This is a genomic window from Shewanella sp. POL2 (assembly GCF_000282755.1).
GTDB lineage: Bacteria > Pseudomonadota > Gammaproteobacteria > Enterobacterales > Shewanellaceae > Shewanella > Shewanella xiamenensis.
Window position 1 is genome coordinate 1 of sequence record NZ_AKZL01000014.1, and the last position, 19,317, is coordinate 19,317.

General features: G+C 45.2%; 15 protein-coding genes. 1 reads left to right on the top strand and 14 read right to left on the bottom strand.

Annotation, left to right across the window (positions count from 1 at the left end; genetic code table 11):
• Positions 1-612: 612 nt before the first annotated feature.
• The 10 genes from SHEWPOL2_RS05395 to SHEWPOL2_RS05440 form a co-directional block, all read right to left on the bottom strand.
• Entirely contained in the window at positions 613-1,044 is a 432-nt protein-coding gene (locus tag SHEWPOL2_RS05395) for a hypothetical protein (protein ID WP_037426819.1), read from the bottom strand.
• Positions 1,045-1,371: 327 nt separating this feature from the next.
• Complete coding sequence (locus SHEWPOL2_RS05400) at positions 1,372-1,674, bottom strand: hypothetical protein (protein ID WP_037426820.1); 303 nt, start codon at positions 1,672-1,674, stop codon at positions 1,372-1,374.
• A gap of 145 nt (positions 1,675-1,819) precedes the next feature.
• Entirely contained in the window at positions 1,820-2,839 is a 1,020-nt protein-coding gene (locus SHEWPOL2_RS05405) for a toprim domain-containing protein (RefSeq protein ID WP_011711536.1), read from the bottom strand.
• A 189-nt stretch (positions 2,840-3,028) separates the two neighbouring features.
• Positions 3,029-4,654, bottom strand: coding sequence for a hypothetical protein (locus SHEWPOL2_RS23015; RefSeq protein WP_037426824.1), 1,626 nt, complete (start codon positions 4,652-4,654; stop codon positions 3,029-3,031).
• An 81-nt stretch (positions 4,655-4,735) separates the two neighbouring features.
• Positions 4,736-5,710, bottom strand: a complete 975-nt coding sequence (locus tag SHEWPOL2_RS05415) for an AAA family ATPase (RefSeq protein ID WP_011711538.1) — start codon at positions 5,708-5,710, stop codon at positions 4,736-4,738.
• A 96-nt stretch (positions 5,711-5,806) separates the two neighbouring features.
• Complete coding sequence (locus SHEWPOL2_RS05420; protein ID WP_011711539.1) at positions 5,807-6,874, bottom strand: DUF3150 domain-containing protein; 1,068 nt, start codon at positions 6,872-6,874, stop codon at positions 5,807-5,809.
• Between the two features lie 178 nt (positions 6,875-7,052).
• Positions 7,053-7,448 carry a hypothetical protein gene (locus SHEWPOL2_RS05425; RefSeq protein ID WP_011711540.1) on the bottom strand — a complete coding sequence of 132 codons (396 nt, stop codon included), beginning with the start codon at positions 7,446-7,448 and terminating at the stop codon, positions 7,053-7,055.
• Between the two features lie 344 nt (positions 7,449-7,792).
• Positions 7,793-7,990: a hypothetical protein gene (locus SHEWPOL2_RS05430; RefSeq protein ID WP_037426827.1), complete on the bottom strand. Its 198-nt coding sequence runs from the start codon at positions 7,988-7,990 to the stop codon at positions 7,793-7,795.
• Positions 7,991-8,303: 313 nt separating this feature from the next.
• Positions 8,304-8,675, bottom strand: a complete 372-nt coding sequence (locus SHEWPOL2_RS05435) for a hypothetical protein (RefSeq protein WP_037426830.1) — start codon at positions 8,673-8,675, stop codon at positions 8,304-8,306.
• Between the two features lie 526 nt (positions 8,676-9,201).
• A complete protein-coding gene (locus tag SHEWPOL2_RS05440; protein ID WP_037426833.1) occupies positions 9,202-11,001 on the bottom strand; it encodes an ATP-dependent helicase in 1,800 nt (599 codons plus the stop codon).
• 150 nt (positions 11,002-11,151) lie between these two features.
• Between SHEWPOL2_RS05440 and SHEWPOL2_RS05445 the strand changes: the two genes are divergently transcribed.
• Positions 11,152-11,991: a hypothetical protein gene (locus tag SHEWPOL2_RS05445; protein WP_037426836.1), complete on the top strand. Its 840-nt coding sequence runs from the start codon at positions 11,152-11,154 to the stop codon at positions 11,989-11,991.
• A 48-nt stretch (positions 11,992-12,039) separates the two neighbouring features.
• Here SHEWPOL2_RS05445 and traN read toward each other — a convergent pair whose 3' ends face one another.
• The 4 genes from traN to SHEWPOL2_RS05465 all read right to left on the bottom strand — a co-directional run bounded on the left by traN (position 12,040) and on the right by SHEWPOL2_RS05465 (position 19,268).
• Complete coding sequence (traN, locus tag SHEWPOL2_RS05450) at positions 12,040-15,858, bottom strand: conjugal transfer protein TraN (protein WP_239642739.1); 3,819 nt, start codon at positions 15,856-15,858, stop codon at positions 12,040-12,042.
• Between the two features lie 479 nt (positions 15,859-16,337).
• Entirely contained in the window at positions 16,338-17,489 is a 1,152-nt protein-coding gene (locus tag SHEWPOL2_RS05455; protein WP_050991310.1) for a TraU family protein, read from the bottom strand.
• A complete protein-coding gene (locus SHEWPOL2_RS05460; protein WP_239642740.1) occupies positions 17,486-18,724 on the bottom strand; it encodes a TrbC family F-type conjugative pilus assembly protein in 1,239 nt (412 codons plus the stop codon). Before SHEWPOL2_RS05460 ends, SHEWPOL2_RS05455 begins: the two co-directional genes overlap by 4 nt.
• A gap of 37 nt (positions 18,725-18,761) precedes the next feature.
• On the bottom strand, positions 18,762-19,268 hold the full coding sequence (locus SHEWPOL2_RS05465) for a S26 family signal peptidase (RefSeq protein ID WP_037426844.1): 507 nt from the start codon (positions 19,266-19,268) through the stop codon (positions 18,762-18,764).
• Positions 19,269-19,317: the final 49 nt, after the last annotated feature.

The window sequence follows — 19,317 nt, forward strand, 5'->3', positions numbered from 1 at the left end:
CAACAACTAAAACAGGACGGAATTTGGGGCCTGGCCGATTAGGATGTTCATCCGAAGGGAACCAGGCAAATAGAATGACCCCAACTAGGGCCGTAGGGTTACTCATAGGAACCTCGACCTAGTTGTAGGAAATAATTTGATTGAATTATGGTTTGCTGAATACCCCATTTCTCGCGAAGAAATCCTCAATGGACTCTCCTGCGATCGATGGCGAACAGTCACTCTGCATTCCTGCTGAAACGAAACGTAGAACCAATTGCTCAGTTGTAATACCGAGCTGAGAAGCTTTGGCCTCCAATTCTGCAAGAAGAGTGTCACGATCATCAAATCGAATTGTGATTGATGGCATGTTAGATACTCGTATAAAAAGTTTACTTGAGCATCGTAGCACGTTCTGTTGTAACATGAATATTCTCCTGTGGAACAACTAAACATAATTAGCTAACTCAATAGATTCTTGAGCCATTTTTAGTGAAGTGGCATCAATCACCCTTGCTGAGTTCTCACCATCACAAATGAATTTTTTCATAGCGGATACCTATAAAGTTAATTAAAGGGAATCCGCCCTAGGGCAAAATTCCCTAGGGATGGTTAATCTATGTTGATTTATATTTATGCGGCTTCTCGAATGTAAGCACCAGAAGTCCAAGCGCTTGTCGCGATTCGGACTTCATATTGCTCACTTAACTCATCGAAAAGTTTTGTACTTGCAGAAGCATGATGGAAAAGAGCCAAAGGATTAAATTCCCAAGGTTCTGACCAATTCGCTTCTTTGATTTGTACGCTGATAGCGATGTAGCTACACCAGCTGGTTAACAGCACTTTATAAAAGCCGTTTTCAGCGATAATTTCTCCATCTCTAGTGCGAACATTAAATGTTGGCTCAGTGAATGATTTGGGTAAAAGAGACTGAACCGTCGCTTTCACGTCGTCAATAAACCACTGAGTCTCGTCGTGCAACTCCCAAGGCTCCCACGCTTCATCAAATGGTAATTCGATATGCACGGTACTTGCGTTTGCTAGACAAAAATGACCTGCGCCCATAACTCACTCCTAAAAATTAATTAGTAAAAAAGTAAAATGGTGCGCAGGCCTTGAGGCTATGCACACCTCAAGGGTTTTGGCTTTAAGCGGTACTTAAAGCATTGTTAGACCTTAACGTAGGTTCGACGGGCTTTCGCCAATACATGACCGCAGTACAAGAATCATCAAGTTCATTAGTCATGCAAAATCCAACTGTATTTAAAGTGGTCGATTTACGACGGTCTTAAACAAGGTTGGAAGGGTTGCTCGGTTAGCACTGAGGCCGTTACCGAGTAGTCATCAAAGTTGGCCACTCGGTAACGGCCCCGCGTTGGCAGGGCTTTGGAATTAACTATCAAGGGGAACCCTGATAGTGATACCTGCGGGTGGAGACTTCCGGCTAAGAACGTATCCAAGCACTTCACCGCAATCGGTGTGAGAGCTTGTGATCATTCGCTCACCATCTGTCTCAATGAACCGCCATACGCTAAAGGATTCCTCCTTTTTCACGCTGGGGTGCAGGTAGTTTTTTCCGTTGATGTGGATTTCTTCTCCTGTAGATTTCTGGCTCGGTATCGGCTGAAACTCAAGGAAAAAGCTCACTTCATCAACGTAGTTCGTTGGGCAGTTTGGAAAGCCGTTTTGACTCATATTCACTCCATTAGTTTATAGAGTGAGGGCTTCCCATTGAGGGCTTTCGCCCTCGCTGTGTGTGGTATTTAGGTGTTCATCTCAAAGCAGACTGTTATTAATCCACTTTAAAATGAACACCTTTTGTAAGGTATTCATTTACGACTCAAGCCGCTGTCGGTTTTGATAGTTGATTGTATTCATCAAGCCAATCAATTCCTTTCGAACCCGCTGGTATTGCTTGCTTTGGGAAAAATACCCGAGCCTCAACACCATGCGATTCTAACCGCTTCCTGAGATTTTCCGCTGCCGCCTGACCTGCGCCAGAAACGTCTTTATCAGCAAAAATGCTGACTCGTTTTACACTCGATGGTATGTGAACAGCTTCTAACAATCTATCGCTGTAACACGCCCACGTCGGTAAACCGGACATCTCTCGCACTGCCAGAGCAGTCTCAATGCCTTCAGCAACAGCCAAGTGTTCCCCAGGATGATAATCAAGGCGGATAGCTCCACCTCTTATATCACCTGGTGGTGACATCATCTTTTTGACGTCTTCCACATTGGCCTTATTACCTTCGGGTGTCAGGTAGATCCGGTGCAATGTCAGGGGCTTTCCTTCTTTATCGAAATAAACGCCTAACATCGCTGGAGTCCAGCTTTTCACTATTTTCCCATCGACATTGCTGACGTTCAGACACGATTTAATACCGCGCAGTGTATTGGGTAAGTCAGATACATCTAAACCGCGTTTAGACAGATAAGCCTTCACATAATCAGCTTCCATTGCGAGAACGGATTTTGACCACACCTTGCGTAATGACTCGGTACGTTTTGCAACATCTTCAGGAGGTAATTTGTACTCGGCAGGTTTGCAGGAACCCGATGCCACGTACTCAGAATCTAATTTCAGATTAGCCAAACGACTGATTTCATCGCAGGCCTTCATCTTCGGTAGATCAAGTACGTATGCCACCGTATCAATCACATCCATGTAACCAACCCCGTTGAGGTAAGTAGAACCATTGGATGCAATTCGAAACACGGTTGTCCCACTCCCCGTCCGAGGATCAGGTACTTGAGATGGTTTCTTGCGTAGCGCTTCGCTGAGCGCCGGAATTTTGCCGTAAATGTCTAACGGATTAACGCTAGACCGAATAGCTTGGATTTTTTGTATTGCGTCCATAAATGCTCCTTTACTCAGGGGATCTTTGATACCCACTAACTAGAGAACGCATCAAAGATCCCCCGAGGGAAATCTAGGACGAACACACAGAGAGAGCGATTGCAGGGAAGCAATCAAACTGCGTATTCATGCGCTAAATGGCGCACTTCTCCCTAGAGGGGAAGTACGCCCCTCTAGGGATTAATTGTGTTAAATGTGTTGCTTAAGCAACTGCATTAACTGTTTCGGTAACTCGTTGACGTGGTCGATACAGGCTACTTTCAGGTCTTTAAAACCAGTAAACCTTACGTCCACCTGACCAATGATGACAGGCAAAACCACAACGCCATGCTGAGCTAACCAATCGAGTGAACCAACCACTTCATGCGGACAGTCTGGTTGACCATCGGTAATAACAAACATCACCTTTTTTTGCGATGACTGTAAAATGAGCTTGCTGCCCATTTCCATCATCGCAGCTCCAGTGCTTGTGCCGCCGAGGTCTGAATAGGGCAAGACCGAAGGTGTTTTCTTCTGAGCAAAACCTTTTAGCTCAAGATAAAACTCACCAAACAGCGATAATGACGTCAAAACACCACTCTGTTTTTCAAGAGCCTGTGTCATTGCCATTGCCGCTTTTGTTGCTACACAAGAGCGGTGTGTATCGTCATCCGGATACCCCATAGAACCTGAAGCATCAAGCAACACACCTACAGATAGGTTTGCCGCGACATCACGACGGATGTTTTTGGCGCCAGGGTTACCCAGATAAGCATCGACCAACCGATCCTCGTCTAACTCTCCAAACTGCGTCACGCCGGATAATTTCATGTTTCGTTGTCGAAACATGACCTTAATAGCATTGGTGACAGCGCCATTCACCTGCAGATTTGCCGCAGGGAAAACACTGTTTGGATTACCACGCAACAACTCCTGCACAGTGTAAGGAATGACTTTGATTGGTTTAGGAACACGAGAATAGTTACTCATATCTTGCTGATCTCGGTGAGCCTCTAACAGTTTGCCTACGTCCAAGTCCTCGAAAGATTGCTCCAAATCGATTTCGTTGAACCCTGCGCTATTGCTAAGAGCCTTACCGCTTGGCTTGCCGTTGCTTTCACCTTCAGCATCACCTTCAGCATCACCTTCAGCATCACCTTCCGCTTCACCTTCAGCTTCACCTTCACCTTCCGCTTCACCTTCAGCTTCACCTTCACCTTCAGCTTCACCTTCAGCTTCTTGCTGATTAGCCTGTTGCATTGCCGCAAGCTCTAACAGAAGGTTTTCTGCCAACTCACGCACTTCTAAGGTGTCTTTCGCCGTTTGTGCAAGCTGTGCGTATTTCAAACACAACTTATCAAGCTCCAGTGTTACCCAATCAAATCCAGCTAATGCTGGTTTGATCGCAGTAATCCCGTTTTCAAGGTTTCCGACTAGAAGTACGTAATACAAAATGTCGTCGAGACAGTTTGTAAACTCACGCTTGGTAATGATGTCTACCAATATTCTTCGGCTTGATTGATAAGACTGTATTGCGCCAGGAAATTCCCTGATATTGCGCAAGTCGATTCTTATGTCCTCAAGCACGTTGATTGCGTTTTTCAACGCTGTACTGGTCTGCTGCATGACGTTTCCGATTGCACTGAAGTTGGTGTGATTGAGATGGGCCGACTCGTGAAGTAACGAGCAAACCATCTGATCCCACGGGCCAACCCCAATGACAATTCTTTTACCGTTGGTGTAAGAACTGCCACCAGCAATCGTGACGTTAACGCCTTTGCGAGTTAACGCATTCGACAGCATCGAGAATGACGCTTGTTCAGTATTTCTTTTCATTTCTCACTCCAATTGCACCCGTAAGGTAAAAAAAATGGGGTGAGAAAGCCCTTGGGGGCGTACTCACCCCCAAGGGTTAAATTAAGCATTCGCAGCTGTTAGCGATTGCGTAAACATTTCAGCTAAATGCAGCTTGCCCAACTCATTAAGCGCTAGACGCTCTTCAGGAGTTGAAGCGGCTGTAAACACAATCTCAAACACCTCCTGCATCGTGAAGTCAGGCAACAACTCCCACATTACCGCCCAATCAACTAAAACACGAGTTGATAGTGCTGATTGAATGCAGTGCTGAGAATTGCCGTTGACAGCATCGGTGTTCATCGCATCACGTACCGTTTTGGCAAATTTCGCCATCGCAAGACGAATACGATAAGACAGCTTAGTCATATCACCGAGAATATCTGTATCCACAGAAATTGCTGGATATTCAAAGCCAATCCAAAGGAAGCGACGTTTAACCGCCTCGTCCATATCGGATGAAATCGAACCGTAACGGCCAGACATGTCGGCTATACCTGGGGTCTGACACGTTGCAATTACTCTAAAGAGCGGGTGAGGATTTACCACCTCGCCAGTTTTCTCAATCGCAAGAGGTTTGCCCTCGAGGATTGGGTGAAGACTAGCTAGCAGGTCGAATGAGCCTTTATCCAGCTCGTCCAGCAACAGAATACCGCCTTCGCGATACGCTTTGACCACCACGCTCTCTTCAAAAACGGTTTCACCATTTTTGATACCAATGTTGCCCTTCAGCGTTTCGGGGCGCATGGTTTCACTCACGGATACTCGGTGCAGAGATAAGCCAAGAGAAGCCGCAAGAAACGCGACAAACTCCGTTTTACCCGTACCTGTTTCGCCATAACAAGCCAGTGACATGTTACGGCTCTTTCCGAACATCCAAGTCAGCGCAATGAGCAAATTACGCTCGTTTGGTCTGTACTTGGGGTTCACTTTTGGCACGTTAGCCATACCTTCAAAAACAGCGACCATTTTACCGCTTAAAGTTGGGCATAATGGGAATACTGTTGCACCGGATACTTGTTTAGCTTTAATAGACATAACTCACTCCAAAATTTTAGAAATGCCCGTAAGGCATTAAAATAAAAGGGTGAGTCTGCCCCATGGGGACAAAACTCACCCCCAAGGGTTTAAAAATTAATTAAAAAACGCAGCAAAAGCGGCATCTAACTCGGCACTTAATTCCGAGTGCTCCACTTCTTCAGTCACTTTTGCCGTTGTAACTTCCGTTTCACCACTGTCTTCTGTGGATCCGCGTAACGCATGTAGCAACTGAGCGACATCTTCATCAATCTCAGCCATAGGCTCGTTAACAATTTCAGGCTCAACCATCGCTTCCAAGCCTAGTTCGTCGTATGACGTTAACAGAGTTTCAAGCGCGGTTTTGTTGCTTAATGACGTTAGTAACAGCCGTAACAAACCTAACGATTTGCTATCCAGTTGCCCATTCTTAGGGAACGAGTTGCGCATCTCATTGAGACATGCCGCAAGTCCGACCCAAGTATCAGAAAGAAAACTGAAGTTCGCCGCCTTTGCTTCCATATCAGCAAGGAATGAAATTGCCTTTTGACCAATCACGTCGCCGCGACCAATCTTATTCAACACATCCTCTGACAAATCCGCAAATTCTTGAAGCAGCTTTTTATCCAAGTGAGTATCAGCAGCAGCCGATTCATCATCGGACATAGAACCGATAACGATAGACATTGGTGGGCTCATGCTCATATAGAAGCGTGATTCCACGTCACTGACAGTAGGCGCATCACGGCGAATGAATCTTGCCGCTTCAGGATGTGCCGCACACTGGTTATCCAGCAGCTCTTCGTAATCTTTCACGAAGGCTTCTGCTTCCTCATTAAAAGCACGCTGAATTGCTTCAAAGCGAATTTTTAAGGTATCGAACTCACTCTCAGGGACTAACCACCCACCCCAAACAGGAATGCCAGCAGTATCCATGAGTCGCTTAGCTCTCATGTAATATTTACTGACGAATTTAAGGGCTGATTTATCAACCAAGAACTTACGAGGCTTCTCTGTGACTTCTGACACGTCCCCACCTTGATCATCAAATACCTTTGATGATTTCTCTGACTTCTTGCCCGAAAAGGACGAGAAATCTAAAGACAGATGGAGACCTTTTTGGCCTTGCAATGAAGCAATTTTGGCCTGACGTGCAGCGATGTTACCTGCGGTATTAAATTTCATGACTCACTCCAAATATGCCCGTTAGGCATAAAAAAAGGGTGAGTCTGCCCCGGGGGGACAAAACTCACCCCAAGGGTTAATAAATTGATTTGTTCACCAGCTGCAGCAGTCAAACTCCGTTGGCGTTTTATGGCTCGGATTTTACTGATGCAATTGGATATGCTGGAGCGATACTGACTCAAAATAGTGCCAATGATTCGCCCCAAGAAATAGTCTGCCAAACGCCTTCGCCATTTCGCAATTGCGATTGCTGCTTAGTGCGTTTTTTAGACCAAGTTTCGTTGTTGAGCTTTATTCTGGCATTGACGATTTCAACTGGGTCAACGACGTCTAAGACACCATCCCTCAGTAAATCACAATCTAAACCAGCATAACGACAAGCAACTAGAAACTGCTCTGAAAACACCCAGTCAAGAATGTCTTCCGCTTCAGTCACCGAATCTCTCAGTAACTCCAGATTTGCAGAAATGATTCCGTCCCAAAAAGCGCGACATTGTTCAGCGCTCCAATCAACAGATTCATGAATGCCTAATTCACCCAACGATTTCTCGCGGGTTTGATATTTTTTAGCCATACCCACTCCAAATAAATAAGTTGCGGGTACGGCCCTTTAGTGGGCAGAACCCACAAGGGAAAAAATGCTTAACGCAGCATCAAAGCGCCCTTTCGGGAGATTGTGATGGTCAAACTAGATGCTCTAGTAGACGCACCACAACCAAACAACAACTCGGCAATTAAATTCCAGTTTCGCGTAGGCGATTGGAATACTGATGTTCAGCGCTTAATTGGGAGTTGTTGTGAGGAAGCATGGAGTGGTACTAAGCAAAATAGGCTTGAAAAAACCCACTTTGGTTAGTTGTGCCAATCAGCACCGGCACTGATTGGCTGACACGTCCGTAAGACGGTCTTACTAGCCGGTTAGATAACACCTAGAGTTTCCTCTGGTGACAGAATGTTTTGAGATTTTGCCCAAACTGATAAACGCTCAGCCAGTTCGCCATGATCACTGCTGCTCACATCAAAACCAACCTTGCTTGATGTAATAGCAACACATTTTTCAGACGCGGTAACGAGCACATTCAGATCAGAGAAGAAAATCGCAGATAGTGTAGACATAAGTAAAATTCCTGTTTATAGAGTGTCGCTAGTGCTGTCTATTGCGAAAGAGCATTAGTGACACCCCATAAACAGTCCTAGAGGACGCTTAAGTGATGTCGATTTACAGTGGTTAATTTGGCATTACCAAACTAGGCCCAATCTCTCTAATACAGGTCTAACTAAAAACAGATAGATAGTCATAAAACCCATAAAGATTGCCGCAAATACGATAGCGTCCATAGTCTCACTCCAGTTTTAATAAAATAAAAAAGAAAAGGGGTGAGAACGCCTTTTAGGGCAATTCATCACCCCAAAAAGGTAGGTTTGTTAATCAATGTAACAAGTTGAATAGATTCCGTTTGGCCAAGCGTGTACGTGCGCCAGAGTCAAGCAAGGCATACGTAAAACTGTCTTGAAGCTCTAAAGGGAGTCGATTCATTAGTTCTTTAAATGTCGCAACCATCTCTGATTTCAAAGATTCAGCCGCAGATAAATAAAGGGTCCCACACAACTCACCAGCTAAATCAGCATGGAATTTGGCGTTTTTTTGAATTTTTGAATTGACATCACGAAACGGAGAATCGTTAAGCAAGGCAATCTGAGCTGAAGCAGTTTGAATCTCGCCTTCAGCGTCACAAAGTGTGATTTTTTGATTAAGGGTGATCTGATGCAGAACACTCTCGGCCGAAAAAATACTATTCATAGTTCACTCCAATAATTAAAAATTGGGTGAACAATCCCTGTGGGGGAATATTCACCCACAAGGGAAGATATTTAGAAAATCTAAACATCTGGTTTCAGGTCGCTAATCTGAATTGAGTCTGAGTCCGAGGCTAACGGAGACTTTTGGTTGCTGCGTAGCAACACCTTTTGAACTAAACGCCGAATCTATCTAACTGAATTTTTCAGTGATAGATTTTTCGTAAAGAAATGGAAAGCTGATATTCAGCGAGCCAGACGTTTAGGTGGGAGGTTCGGCTGCGCAATTGCACTAGGAAATCGTTATTTCCTAGTGAAACTGGAGGTAAATCAGAAATAGCTAAAGCCACCGATACGAAAGCCATGAACAGGTGTGTACATCATGGCCCTGAAAAGAATGCCTACTGAAAAGTAGAACACTTAGAAAGGCGAAGGGCATCCGCCCACATACACATTATTTTAATTTCACTGGTTTGTCAATCTGTCAGTTTAAGCGTAAAACCCCACACTTCTTTAGGGGGTGGAGGATGTCAAGCGGCGTCAAAATCGTCAGCATCGTCTTCATATCCAGACTCCAGCTCTACAACCCTTTCTTTGTTAACCTCGTACAGAAACTCACTGGGCTCACTGGTGTAACTCATAGTGAGCGACGAGATAGCGCGGGTCATGGCCACATACATTAATCGACGTTCTTCCGCTATCTTACCCTCTGCTAACGCCTCTTTGCTCGGGATGGTTCCTGTGTCGCTCCCCACAATCCACACGTTGTCGAACTGCAAACCTTTTGAAGAGTGCATAGTGATCAATGACAGCTTAGGTGCGGCCTCTTCTGATTGGTCTTTACGCTTTTTGCAGTCTAACGAAGACTTCAGTTGCGCAATACTTTCGCCCAGGCTCTCCCAGTGACGTCCAGCAATGACATCACCGACGACTTGAGCATGTTTTTGGTCCCGCTTATCGAGGTGTATGGCTAACAATTTAACGATAGATTGCATGTAGGTTCGCTTAGCATCCTCACGCCCTGCAGGTATGTCATGCCAGGCTTCAGCTAATGAGTGGAACTTTTGCAGGTCAGCATGATGACCAATCTCCGCATGTTTAAGGCCGCCAAAGGTCGTTTTCGCCGTCCGGCATAAACCAATAATTCTTGCCGTTTCCGCCTCTGGCACTGACAAAGCCGCCAAAGCCCGATGCAGGGTATGGTCATCATGTTTGCCTGAAATCACAGAGGCAATTTGAATCAAGCTGTAGGGTGCTACGCCATCAAAAAACGACTTACCGCCGCGTCGATTGTACTCAATGCCATGACCCTGAATAACCGTTTCAACGCGGTCAAGGATGGCATTGTTCCTCGCAATTACTGCCCACGTATGAGGCTCTTTGCTCACCGCATCTAAAATCTGGTTAAGCTGGTTATCCATCGTGCCAGACTTAATGATTTTGACAGTACCTTGCTCTTCCCTAACCGCATTCATCGGCTTATCAATCCTATCGGGGTTATTGAACTTAATCAGCATCCCCGCTCGATTCAGGATTTCCTTTGAGCATCTAAAGCAGTCTCTTAACACGTAAGCATCTGCGTTAAACTCTGACTGAAAGGCCACCATATTGTCGTATCCTTGGCCACCCCTAAACGAGTAGATAGCTTGATCGTCATCACCAACGACCACCAGCTTTTTACCAAGCAGCGCGTGTTCACGTAGCCACATGTATTGCAGTGCATCGGTATCTTGAAATTCGTCTACCAGAATATGCGTAGCCGACACAGGAGGGATTTCCCTTTGCGCCAGCCAGCTCACGGACAATTGGCATACGACGTTAAAATCCGTCTTGCCCTGCTTAATCAGCATATCTTTGTAAAGCTCGTACAGGGCAACTTCTGTGTCACTATACTCTTTTGACAGGTCTTGGCTTCGGCCCATTTCATCAAACAGCCTAACAACGTCCGGCACCTTAAATCTGAACTTATCAATGAGGTCTAAATGGTCAGCTTCATTGAGCACCGACTTAACGAACAGCATTAACTCATTGGCCATTAATAACCGGCGATTAAGTTTGCCGCGAGTCATCGCTAACGCAGTTGAATGAAAGGTACTGATAGTTACACGTTCCATAGCTCGTGGGGTAAGGGCGTGAAGCATTCGCTCAGTGAGCTCAACACGAGCCGCATCCGTGAACGTAAGTAAATGGACAGAATAGGCGCCATCTCTGGACAGTAAACGCTTAGTCAGCTCTACCAAAACATAGGTTTTGCCGCTTCCAGGTAATGCACAAACAAGGGTATTGTCGTCACGCTCGATGACTAACCCCTGATCTTTTGTTGAGCCCATTTAAACTTCACCATTAAATTTATGTGTTGTCCAAATGATAATTTTCACAGGCAAAACAATCAACCTTTAACCACTCATATTATATTTCAAGAAATTTGCCAAGTATTAAGCCTGTGTTAACATTGTTGGCAATTCTATCAGGAGTTCACCATGAAAAAGACCTACTCACTTGCCGCCGTTCTTGCTTGCACCGCATTGTTCTCTGGTTGCGCGTCAACACCAACTGACAAATCAGCACCTAAAACAGTCTCTCAACTCGATATTAAATCTGATGATTCTTTTGCATTTAAAGTTTTCAAGTTGGGTCATGGGGGGCATGGAAACATCAAAGACAAAATTGTTTCTGATGCTGAATGGGAGAAAATTAACGGTTCTAGCGGCTCGGTTGTCGCAATGAACGCGGCAGCTGGCACAGCTGGCTTAGGTGTGATTTCTGGTTCCGGCCTATCTGGTGGCCTATTAAATGCGGGTCTATTTTTCTTAGGTTCAGGGGAGATCCCACCTTTACCAACATTTATGTTTTATCAAATTGTGCCAGCAGAACAGATGGAACAAGCAAAAGGTGACTTAATCAAAGCCTACTTGCCAAATGGTCAGAAATTTGAACTCACAGCTGGAGTTGATGGCAGAACTGTAGTGCTGGTTGATTCGAATTATTCAGATTTACCATTACCCCAATTCAAAGGTAAATTTGCGGCATTGAGCATTTCTACAACTACCTTGCTTAGTGGGGCTGAATTGAAATCATTGCTGAATATTGGTGATGGAAGCGGTAGTTATGCGATTTTAAAGTTAGGCATTGGTTCTTGTTACCAAGTTGAGAGCAGCAAGTTATTAGCTCAGACCTTTGAATATCCATCCTACTTTTATATGCCACCAAAGGCACCTAATTCACGCAAAACCTGTGAGTCTGTTGATAAATCATTGACTGATTATCCATATATCATTGACGTTAATACCAAAACTCAGCGCTTCTTCGTCAAAATGTAATCTTATCCCCGCAACCATTTAACAAAATACTTGCGGGGTTTTGTCACTTTAGATTGGGCAAGATGGTGGTCTTGGGAAACCAGAACAATCTAGGTTAGTAGCAGGGGAAGCGTTTTCAAACGCTTCTCTAACTTTTACACCAGTATCCACCCCTAACTGATTTTTAATCCTGTCATCGGCGCTGTCTCGCGCATCGGGGTTAACTATGGCATCTTCACCCGTTTTTTCCATGTCAGGCTCAGGGAACATACCAGATTCAGTCATTAACCCCACCCACTCGCTGAAGTCTACTTTTCCTAGGTCGATATTCGATAATTCGTCTAGGGTTAATCCACGACACATTTCGTTGTCATGCCATGACACTGGATTATGGCCAAGTTGAACTATCACCTGCTCCATGATAATTCGAGCTAAGGTACTCTTGAAACAGCAATACTCGTTGTGCGCCTTATCAGTACATATCCCTAATGTCTTTTTACAAGGCACTTTACGGACAAAGAAGCACTTGCGCTCTTTCAGCTCGGTCCCCATTTTCAGCTCTTCCTCGTCACATGCCGTTAGAATCGTATAAAGCAATTTGAGCATGTTATAAATGGTGTAAAGCATCATCACGAAAGAAAGCGCTGCTATGAGGTTACTTACAACACCTTCCATAGCCTGTGCGCCAGCACCTTCTGCTAAAGCACCTGATTGCTCTTTGGCTACTTCAACCCCTAGCGCTTCAGCCCCAGAAACTATAGCTTCCTGCATCGCCTGCGGCATGACATCATAAACCCACTGGTAGATTTGAGTTTTTACCGTATCGATTGAGGTAGCCAAATCAGTAAAAAAGTCAGTAACAACGGATCCAGCTTCTCCTGATACGGTAGTTGTCGCATTACCTGCTGTAGCAGTAGCTTCAGACGAAAAGGATTTACCAAGATAATCCCATGCACCTTTTGCAGCCTCCGTCGCTGGTTTAGTTGAGTCAGATACCCAATCGACGGCATCATTCCAACCACTTTTTACCATGCTCCAGCCTTTTTTGGCATATTCCCCGCCTAAATACTCATTCACCCACGCGTTCTCACTGGACACTGCGTTTTGCCCAGCTTTAAAGGTCATTAATGACAGTTTAAATAAGTTGGATGTGGTATCGGTGCCTTTGGTGGAGCAGCAGTCATTTACCTTGAGTTGATCCCAACTACATTGCTCAACACTGCCGACGAACACTTGGCAGGTATCAGGATTAGTTGGGTCAGTACATGATGATCCGTTATCTAACTCGTTAATCGCCGCATACATCGCCGCGGTTTGAACAAAGTCTGTAATGGTCTCTTTTGCTTTTGTTTCGCAATTGCCGTTCACACATGAAGTATCTGTAAAACAGGTATTGTTCTCTACCGTTTCAGTTTTGGTTATAACCGAACCGCTCTCGCAGCGATAAGTTACATCCCACCCAAAACATGTATTTGTTGCCGAATCAAGCCACCCCTCCGCACACGTAGATGACTCAATACTGCATTTTTCATCTGAAGTATACTGACTGCACTGATCCCCCATTGTCCGAATGTCAGAATAACCAACGGTGCCACCATTAAAGGGTAGTCGATTACCCTTAAGAGGATCACACACATAATCTTCCATGTGTGCATACATGCAAGGCGTTAGGCCATCATCACCCTCGTATAACGGATCTAGATTGACCAGAGCAAACATATCTTTGGTTTTTTCTAACGCTTCGAGCACTTGTTGGTCCGAAGTTATATCACGCAGTACTTCCCAATGAGCAAGATATAGTGGTGCGTTAGCTCGTTTGGTCCAATCCTCAGAGGTATTCCCACGCCCAATAATAATTCGACGTTGTTTTAAAGAGTCAAAACTTCCACCATACATCTGCTTAGAATCAAAGATCTGGCCATTCTCATTGTAAAAACGAGACGTCACACCATTGTTAATTTTAACAGCAAATACAGACCATTTATTCCGTTTAGGTAAGACGTTAACAAACTCTGTCCCATACATTCCGGGTCCACTATAGATACTATGAGTTTGAAACCCTATCCCCTCTTTACATACCCATAAACCGTCGTCGTTCTTATTGTCACCTTCATCATCTGTGGTGCCAACGATGTTACCGCAATTTGATTTTGTCCCATTTGCCAAGCTTGGTTCAAAATCCCTACGCATAACCATTAATACTACGTCATTAGCTCCGGAAACGGCCTGAACCCCCGGTGCACCTTCGATATCCGACAGGTTCAATACACCACCGTTATTGATTAACTCCGAATCTAACCGAGCATCGCATTTCCAATCTGAAGCCGTGCAAAAACTGTCAGTAGTTGACAACGATGCCTCACATCCTTCTGGCGACTCAACAATGTCCTCAACCCAGTTAGCAAGCAAGTCCTGGTCAAAATTAATGGTTATACTTGTATAGCCCTCCCCCAGGTTTTTTACTGATAGCAGCTGCTCGACTGTCAGTGTGCGATTTTTTGCCAATGCAGTTTGAAACGGCACAGTCACATCAATAGGGGTAGCACTGGTGGTATTACCGACATCGGAGCAAGACTGTCCATCAAGAGGAAACGTAGAAGACTGGTTCAGAATTGTGTCGTTGACTGACAATTTGAAATAATCGTCGTACCTTGATTTACCGATTGTAGCGGAAACAATATTTATTCCTTCAAGCAATCTGAACGACGACGCATTGCGGTAGACTTTACACGTTCCGTCTTCATGGTCTTGAAGAGCATTATCCGATTCATCTCCCAAATTGATTGAAATACAGCGTTTACCACAATATCCAAAACCACTGCCAAAAATTTTATTTTCGTTTGGAGGCGTTAAGATTCGTTCTCTATTACAGCTTGAAAGATTGTTTCTGTTTGGCTTAAAGCATTCTTGAATTGTATTTTTAACCAAGGAGTCATCGATAGTAGTTTTGGTTACAGTCTCTGTTGAACAATCTCCGAAAAATTGCCCTCCGCTACCATTAAGAATGTTTTGCTGTTCCTGTGATCCAGATTTAAGGAATGAAGCATCCTTTCCAATAGTGTGTGGCGGGTTCTTGTTTTGAGCATCAAGCAAGGTTAGATAAGCATTGGCACTATGATCTTGCGCATCATTCGTTTCATCTTGATTTGCCCCTACAACGGGCTCTGACTTTCCATAAGCCGTGTTTCGCTCAACGGCCTCTTTAATCGATTTTTGTTGCGCCTTTTCGTCCTGATAAGTACCTGTTGCAGATACGTTGTAACCGTTATTGGAGTCAAGCCCGAGCATATCAGCATTGGTCATATTAGATGTGGTCATATCTGTTTGACCAACATTCCGGTAATTAAGCTTAATATTGTTAGTTGTGCCTCCTGGCAGCTCAATGGCGCCTACCGCGGATTTGCCAAAATCGCGGCCCATCTGCATAAAGTAATCAGGATCTGATAAGTTTCCCTTCGCCGTAATACAGGTATTGCTGTAGGGATCTAACTCTTTTCCAGTTGGACAACTGGCGACAGAACCCGAGGAATTAACACATGAACCGTTCATTAACGTCGTACCTGCCGGGCAGCTCGGGGCAGTCCCAGGCATACACTGACTACCATCTTGATAGTAGCCTGCCGGACAGCTTACAGTTGATACAGTGGTTTCGACTTTCTGGCAGTTGTCATCACCGGCAGGCGTGTAGCCAGTTGGACAAGTGGAAATGGTTCCCTCATACAAGGTTCGCTTACAGGTTGATTCGTTTTGCTTTTGCCAGCTTTGATCAGGCAATGTAACTGAGACCGTCTCGTCCTTTTTACAGAGTCCGAGGTCTACATAGGTTTGTGGGCAAATTTGCTCTACTGTTTCTGCCGCCCCACCTTCATCCGGGCAAGTTTTACCCAATGGGGTCTGCAGTTTAAAACAAATTCCATTGCTAAATGTTGTGTACCCTGTGGGGCAACTGGCCTGAGATGAAGCGCTTTGCCTTGCTGAACAAAGGTTAGGATACAGAGGGTCATGATAGTTCCACGATTGTTGAGAGTCCAACCAGTTTGTCCCAGTGGGGCAACTGTTTATCGTTGTCCGGGACTCGTTTTTGGCACATGTTTGTAAGCCATTTACCGTGGTGACTGAATAGCCCGGTGTCGAGCATGACACTACCGGGGCTGCATAAGTGTACTTAATACAGGTGCCATTGGAATAGCTCCACCCTGTTGGGCAGGAATACTGAAGAGATACTGGCAATGGGAGATCTGCAAATGCAGGGCTACTTGTGAGAAATAGCGCCAGAAAACTCATAGTTAAAATATTGAATAAGTAAATGCTTCCTATTCCGTAAGAGATTGCCTTTTCCCACCACGTAACCAGTTTATCTTCCATTGTTATTGAACCCTCACACAGCAATCGGTGTATCTGAAAATTGAATAAACCGCGTGTTGGTCTTTTCCATTACCAGGAGACTTTCTACCTGAACCCCACCAAATCGTAGGCCAACCGAGAGGGTGACAACATTCATCCCATGAACCATCTAGGGTTGATTTATTTTTATCTTCGCTGTTGTCGTAATTGCCAGTTTCAGGATTTTGTAGATCCTCAATATTAAAAGCCTTCGTGGGTTTCACAGCTGATGCTGCTGCAGGATTAGCTTCAGGAGACGGATACATCATAGAAATTTTGTACTGCGCCTTAGGGATCATTGGACTGTACTCGGCGTTACACATCGCCTCTTTACCGTAAGTTTTTCGCGCTAACCCCCTGCGATGTAGCGCAGCAAGTGAACGAGTCGTGATTAACTGAGTATTGCGGATAAAATCATTGTCGGCCCCAATAAAGCCGGTTAATGGATACAAGGGACCATCTAAACCAGCGCAGAACCACAGTGCCTCGTTAGCACTGCCGCTACTAGCAGTGATCATCCCATCGGCAACACAAATGGCGCGGCCAACTGGATTCGCAATCGGAATTGCGTCAGGAGTGAACAGAAATGATAGCGCCGAGTTTTCGTAGGTGACATCGAGGATTGACATGTACGCAATATCGAGGTCAAAGTAACCAGGGGATGTGTCGCACTCAGGCAACAAGAAAAGACCTAACATCTTGAAAACCGGATTGATGATGTAGTTGTAATGTAAGAACGATACCGTTTCGGCAGATTGAGTTTCTGGGTTGGATGCCCTCCCCCGCATCGTCATGTCATTTTGTAGCAAGGTTCCACCCAGCGTTGGACTGCACCATGGCGTTGCAGAGACTTCAACTAAATGATCAGGTGACCAGTAACCCAGAGATACCCCAAGCTCCGGCACACCCAGAGCATCCGAGCATGAGCATAAACGACTCGAATTAGCCCCTTTAGGCACATTGTCCGAGAATCCGGCGAGGTTAAAAGGTAGCGTACATGACCAGCAAAAAGAGTTAATCAGGTTTGAGAAATAGCCAGCATCGGGGCAAACCGAGTCCGGCTTACTGTTCGCACTCACATTTACGGACATCATGGAAGCCAGAAAAACAGCTACTTTTGCGAACTTCTTCATCATTTGGCACCGCCATTTGGAGCTACTAATAGTGTCGGTAATCCCGCATTACTCAGAGTTCGTTGACCAATCTCAGTGACGCGGATTTCTCCCTTAAACAAATCAACCAATGCGGGTAAATGCTCAAGCTGAAAACGAGACACCATCGTCGGTTGCATCAAGTACAAGCGACGGCCTAGTTTTGTCTGCAACCGGTTAAATTCGGTTAAATCGCTACCGGCCGGCAGCGCAGATAGCAGCACGTAAACTTGCTTGTGCTCAGTCACGGAAAGTACATCATTCATCCACGCCAGCTGACGTTCACTGGTTGGGTCAATCATGAATAAGCGGGTTTCCATTTGGAGTAATGCTGTAGGATCTACAACATCACCGGCCTTGGCAAAATACTGGCCATCCGGCGTTGTTTGGTCTTGGGTAAAGCGAACACGCGGGTCAATTTTGTAACGCACATCCTCGTCTTTAAGGCTCTCTGTCAACTGAACCTCTTTACGGTTAACGAATCGGCTAACGGCCTCGTGCTTTTTCTCTTCCCAATCTACTTTTTTGAGCTTCTGTTGGATAAGTTCGAGCATGTCCATCTCAGTAATGTCGTAAGTGTCTGACAACTTCCCGAGCGAGCCGCTTTGCAACAAGCCTTCGGACTGCTTAACGAAATCTTCTAATGACTGTAGCCCTGTCGCGGTAACCACTTTGCCACCGTTGCGATACACCATTGTTGGCGCTACTTCGACTGCATAGGTATTAAACAAACGAGGGTCTATGATAACTCTTGGAGTAACATCTAAATCTGCTTCATCTATCACTCTATGAATGGCGTTGGAGGCATCACGCAGACTTTCAGATTCATCTTTCAGGCCTCTAAATACGACTGTTGTTTTAACTTGGCTTTGAGATGCTGCTCTCAGCGCTGATTTCAGCGTGTATGCTGGCATACCGAATGAAGCGAAAATGAATACCTCTCCGTTTGCGGCTATCTCTTGCTGCACAACAGGCGTGACAGGTTCTGGCTTTGGCAGCACTTGATGCCTGATCGCATCGGCCTGCTGGGTGAGCATTTGTGCTTGTGAAATGTAAGATTGCTGCCCCCAAGCAGCGGGGAGGCCACCTTGGGGCTGCTGGGTATTGTTCTGCCTCATAGCCTCGATTTGGCTACGGACTTCATCCATCTGTCGTTTTGCATCCAGAATAAACTGCTGGTTATCGTCTGTAGCCATTGCATCGAAATAAATGGCAGACATCGTTACCGCCACAAACAAGCTAACAAGAAACTGTCTATTAGATAATGAGGTAAGCACGACCAATCACCTGCTGAGTTTTGATTGAACCAAAGAAACGACTGTCATAACTGCCAGGTTCTGTGCCTAACACAAAGATCCCGCCATTCTCTACAGTCCGAGTACCAATGAGCTTTTGTACATCGATATTCAGCGCATTCGCCGCATTGTCGATAGGTGCTGGGAACCTGTGTTTTTTGTTGGTCACACTAAACCTCCCTATTTCTACGAGGTCTCCTTCGACACCTGCCACTAACTTTATGATGTTGATCCCTGACGGAAGAATGTCGGTTTGAGGAGACATGAACATCACCAGCTCGCCGCTATTAACGTGTTTTTGTCGTGTGTCTACCACGAATACTGAACCTGGAATGCATTTATCGCTGTTGAGTACCAATATCAGTTTATAGCTATGACTAAACCACGTAGTAGCAGCTGTAATGACGGCAGCAATACAAAATGGAAGTAAATACGTGTGACGCCAGTGAGCCTTGTCGAATTTGATCATCTACACATTTCTATTAGTATACAGTTCATGTATATTACTAGACGGAATG

Excerpts from the sequence above, each read along its gene's own strand:
- SHEWPOL2_RS05395 (WP_037426819.1), bottom strand. The coding sequence starts at position 1,044 with ATGGGCGCAGGTCATTTTTGTCTAGCAAACGCAAGTACCGTGCATATC.
- SHEWPOL2_RS05400 (WP_037426820.1), bottom strand. The coding sequence starts at position 1,674 with ATGAGTCAAAACGGCTTTCCAAACTGCCCAACGAACTACGTTGATGAA.
- SHEWPOL2_RS05405 (WP_011711536.1), bottom strand. The coding sequence starts at position 2,839 with ATGGACGCAATACAAAAAATCCAAGCTATTCGGTCTAGCGTTAATCCG.
- SHEWPOL2_RS23015 (WP_037426824.1), bottom strand. The coding sequence starts at position 4,654 with ATGAAAAGAAATACTGAACAAGCGTCATTCTCGATGCTGTCGAATGCG.
- SHEWPOL2_RS05415 (WP_011711538.1), bottom strand. The coding sequence starts at position 5,710 with ATGTCTATTAAAGCTAAACAAGTATCCGGTGCAACAGTATTCCCATTA.
- SHEWPOL2_RS05420 (WP_011711539.1), bottom strand. The coding sequence starts at position 6,874 with ATGAAATTTAATACCGCAGGTAACATCGCTGCACGTCAGGCCAAAATT.
- SHEWPOL2_RS05425 (WP_011711540.1), bottom strand. The coding sequence starts at position 7,448 with ATGGCTAAAAAATATCAAACCCGCGAGAAATCGTTGGGTGAATTAGGC.
- SHEWPOL2_RS05430 (WP_037426827.1), bottom strand. The coding sequence starts at position 7,990 with ATGTCTACACTATCTGCGATTTTCTTCTCTGATCTGAATGTGCTCGTT.
- SHEWPOL2_RS05435 (WP_037426830.1), bottom strand. The coding sequence starts at position 8,675 with ATGAATAGTATTTTTTCGGCCGAGAGTGTTCTGCATCAGATCACCCTT.
- SHEWPOL2_RS05440 (WP_037426833.1), bottom strand. The coding sequence starts at position 11,001 with ATGGGCTCAACAAAAGATCAGGGGTTAGTCATCGAGCGTGACGACAAT.
- SHEWPOL2_RS05445 (WP_037426836.1), top strand. The coding sequence starts at position 11,152 with ATGAAAAAGACCTACTCACTTGCCGCCGTTCTTGCTTGCACCGCATTG.
- SHEWPOL2_RS05455 (WP_050991310.1), bottom strand. The coding sequence starts at position 17,489 with ATGATGAAGAAGTTCGCAAAAGTAGCTGTTTTTCTGGCTTCCATGATG.
- SHEWPOL2_RS05460 (WP_239642740.1), bottom strand. The coding sequence starts at position 18,724 with ATGTCTGCCATTTATTTCGATGCAATGGCTACAGACGATAACCAGCAG.
- SHEWPOL2_RS05465 (WP_037426844.1), bottom strand. The coding sequence starts at position 19,268 with ATGATCAAATTCGACAAGGCTCACTGGCGTCACACGTATTTACTTCCA.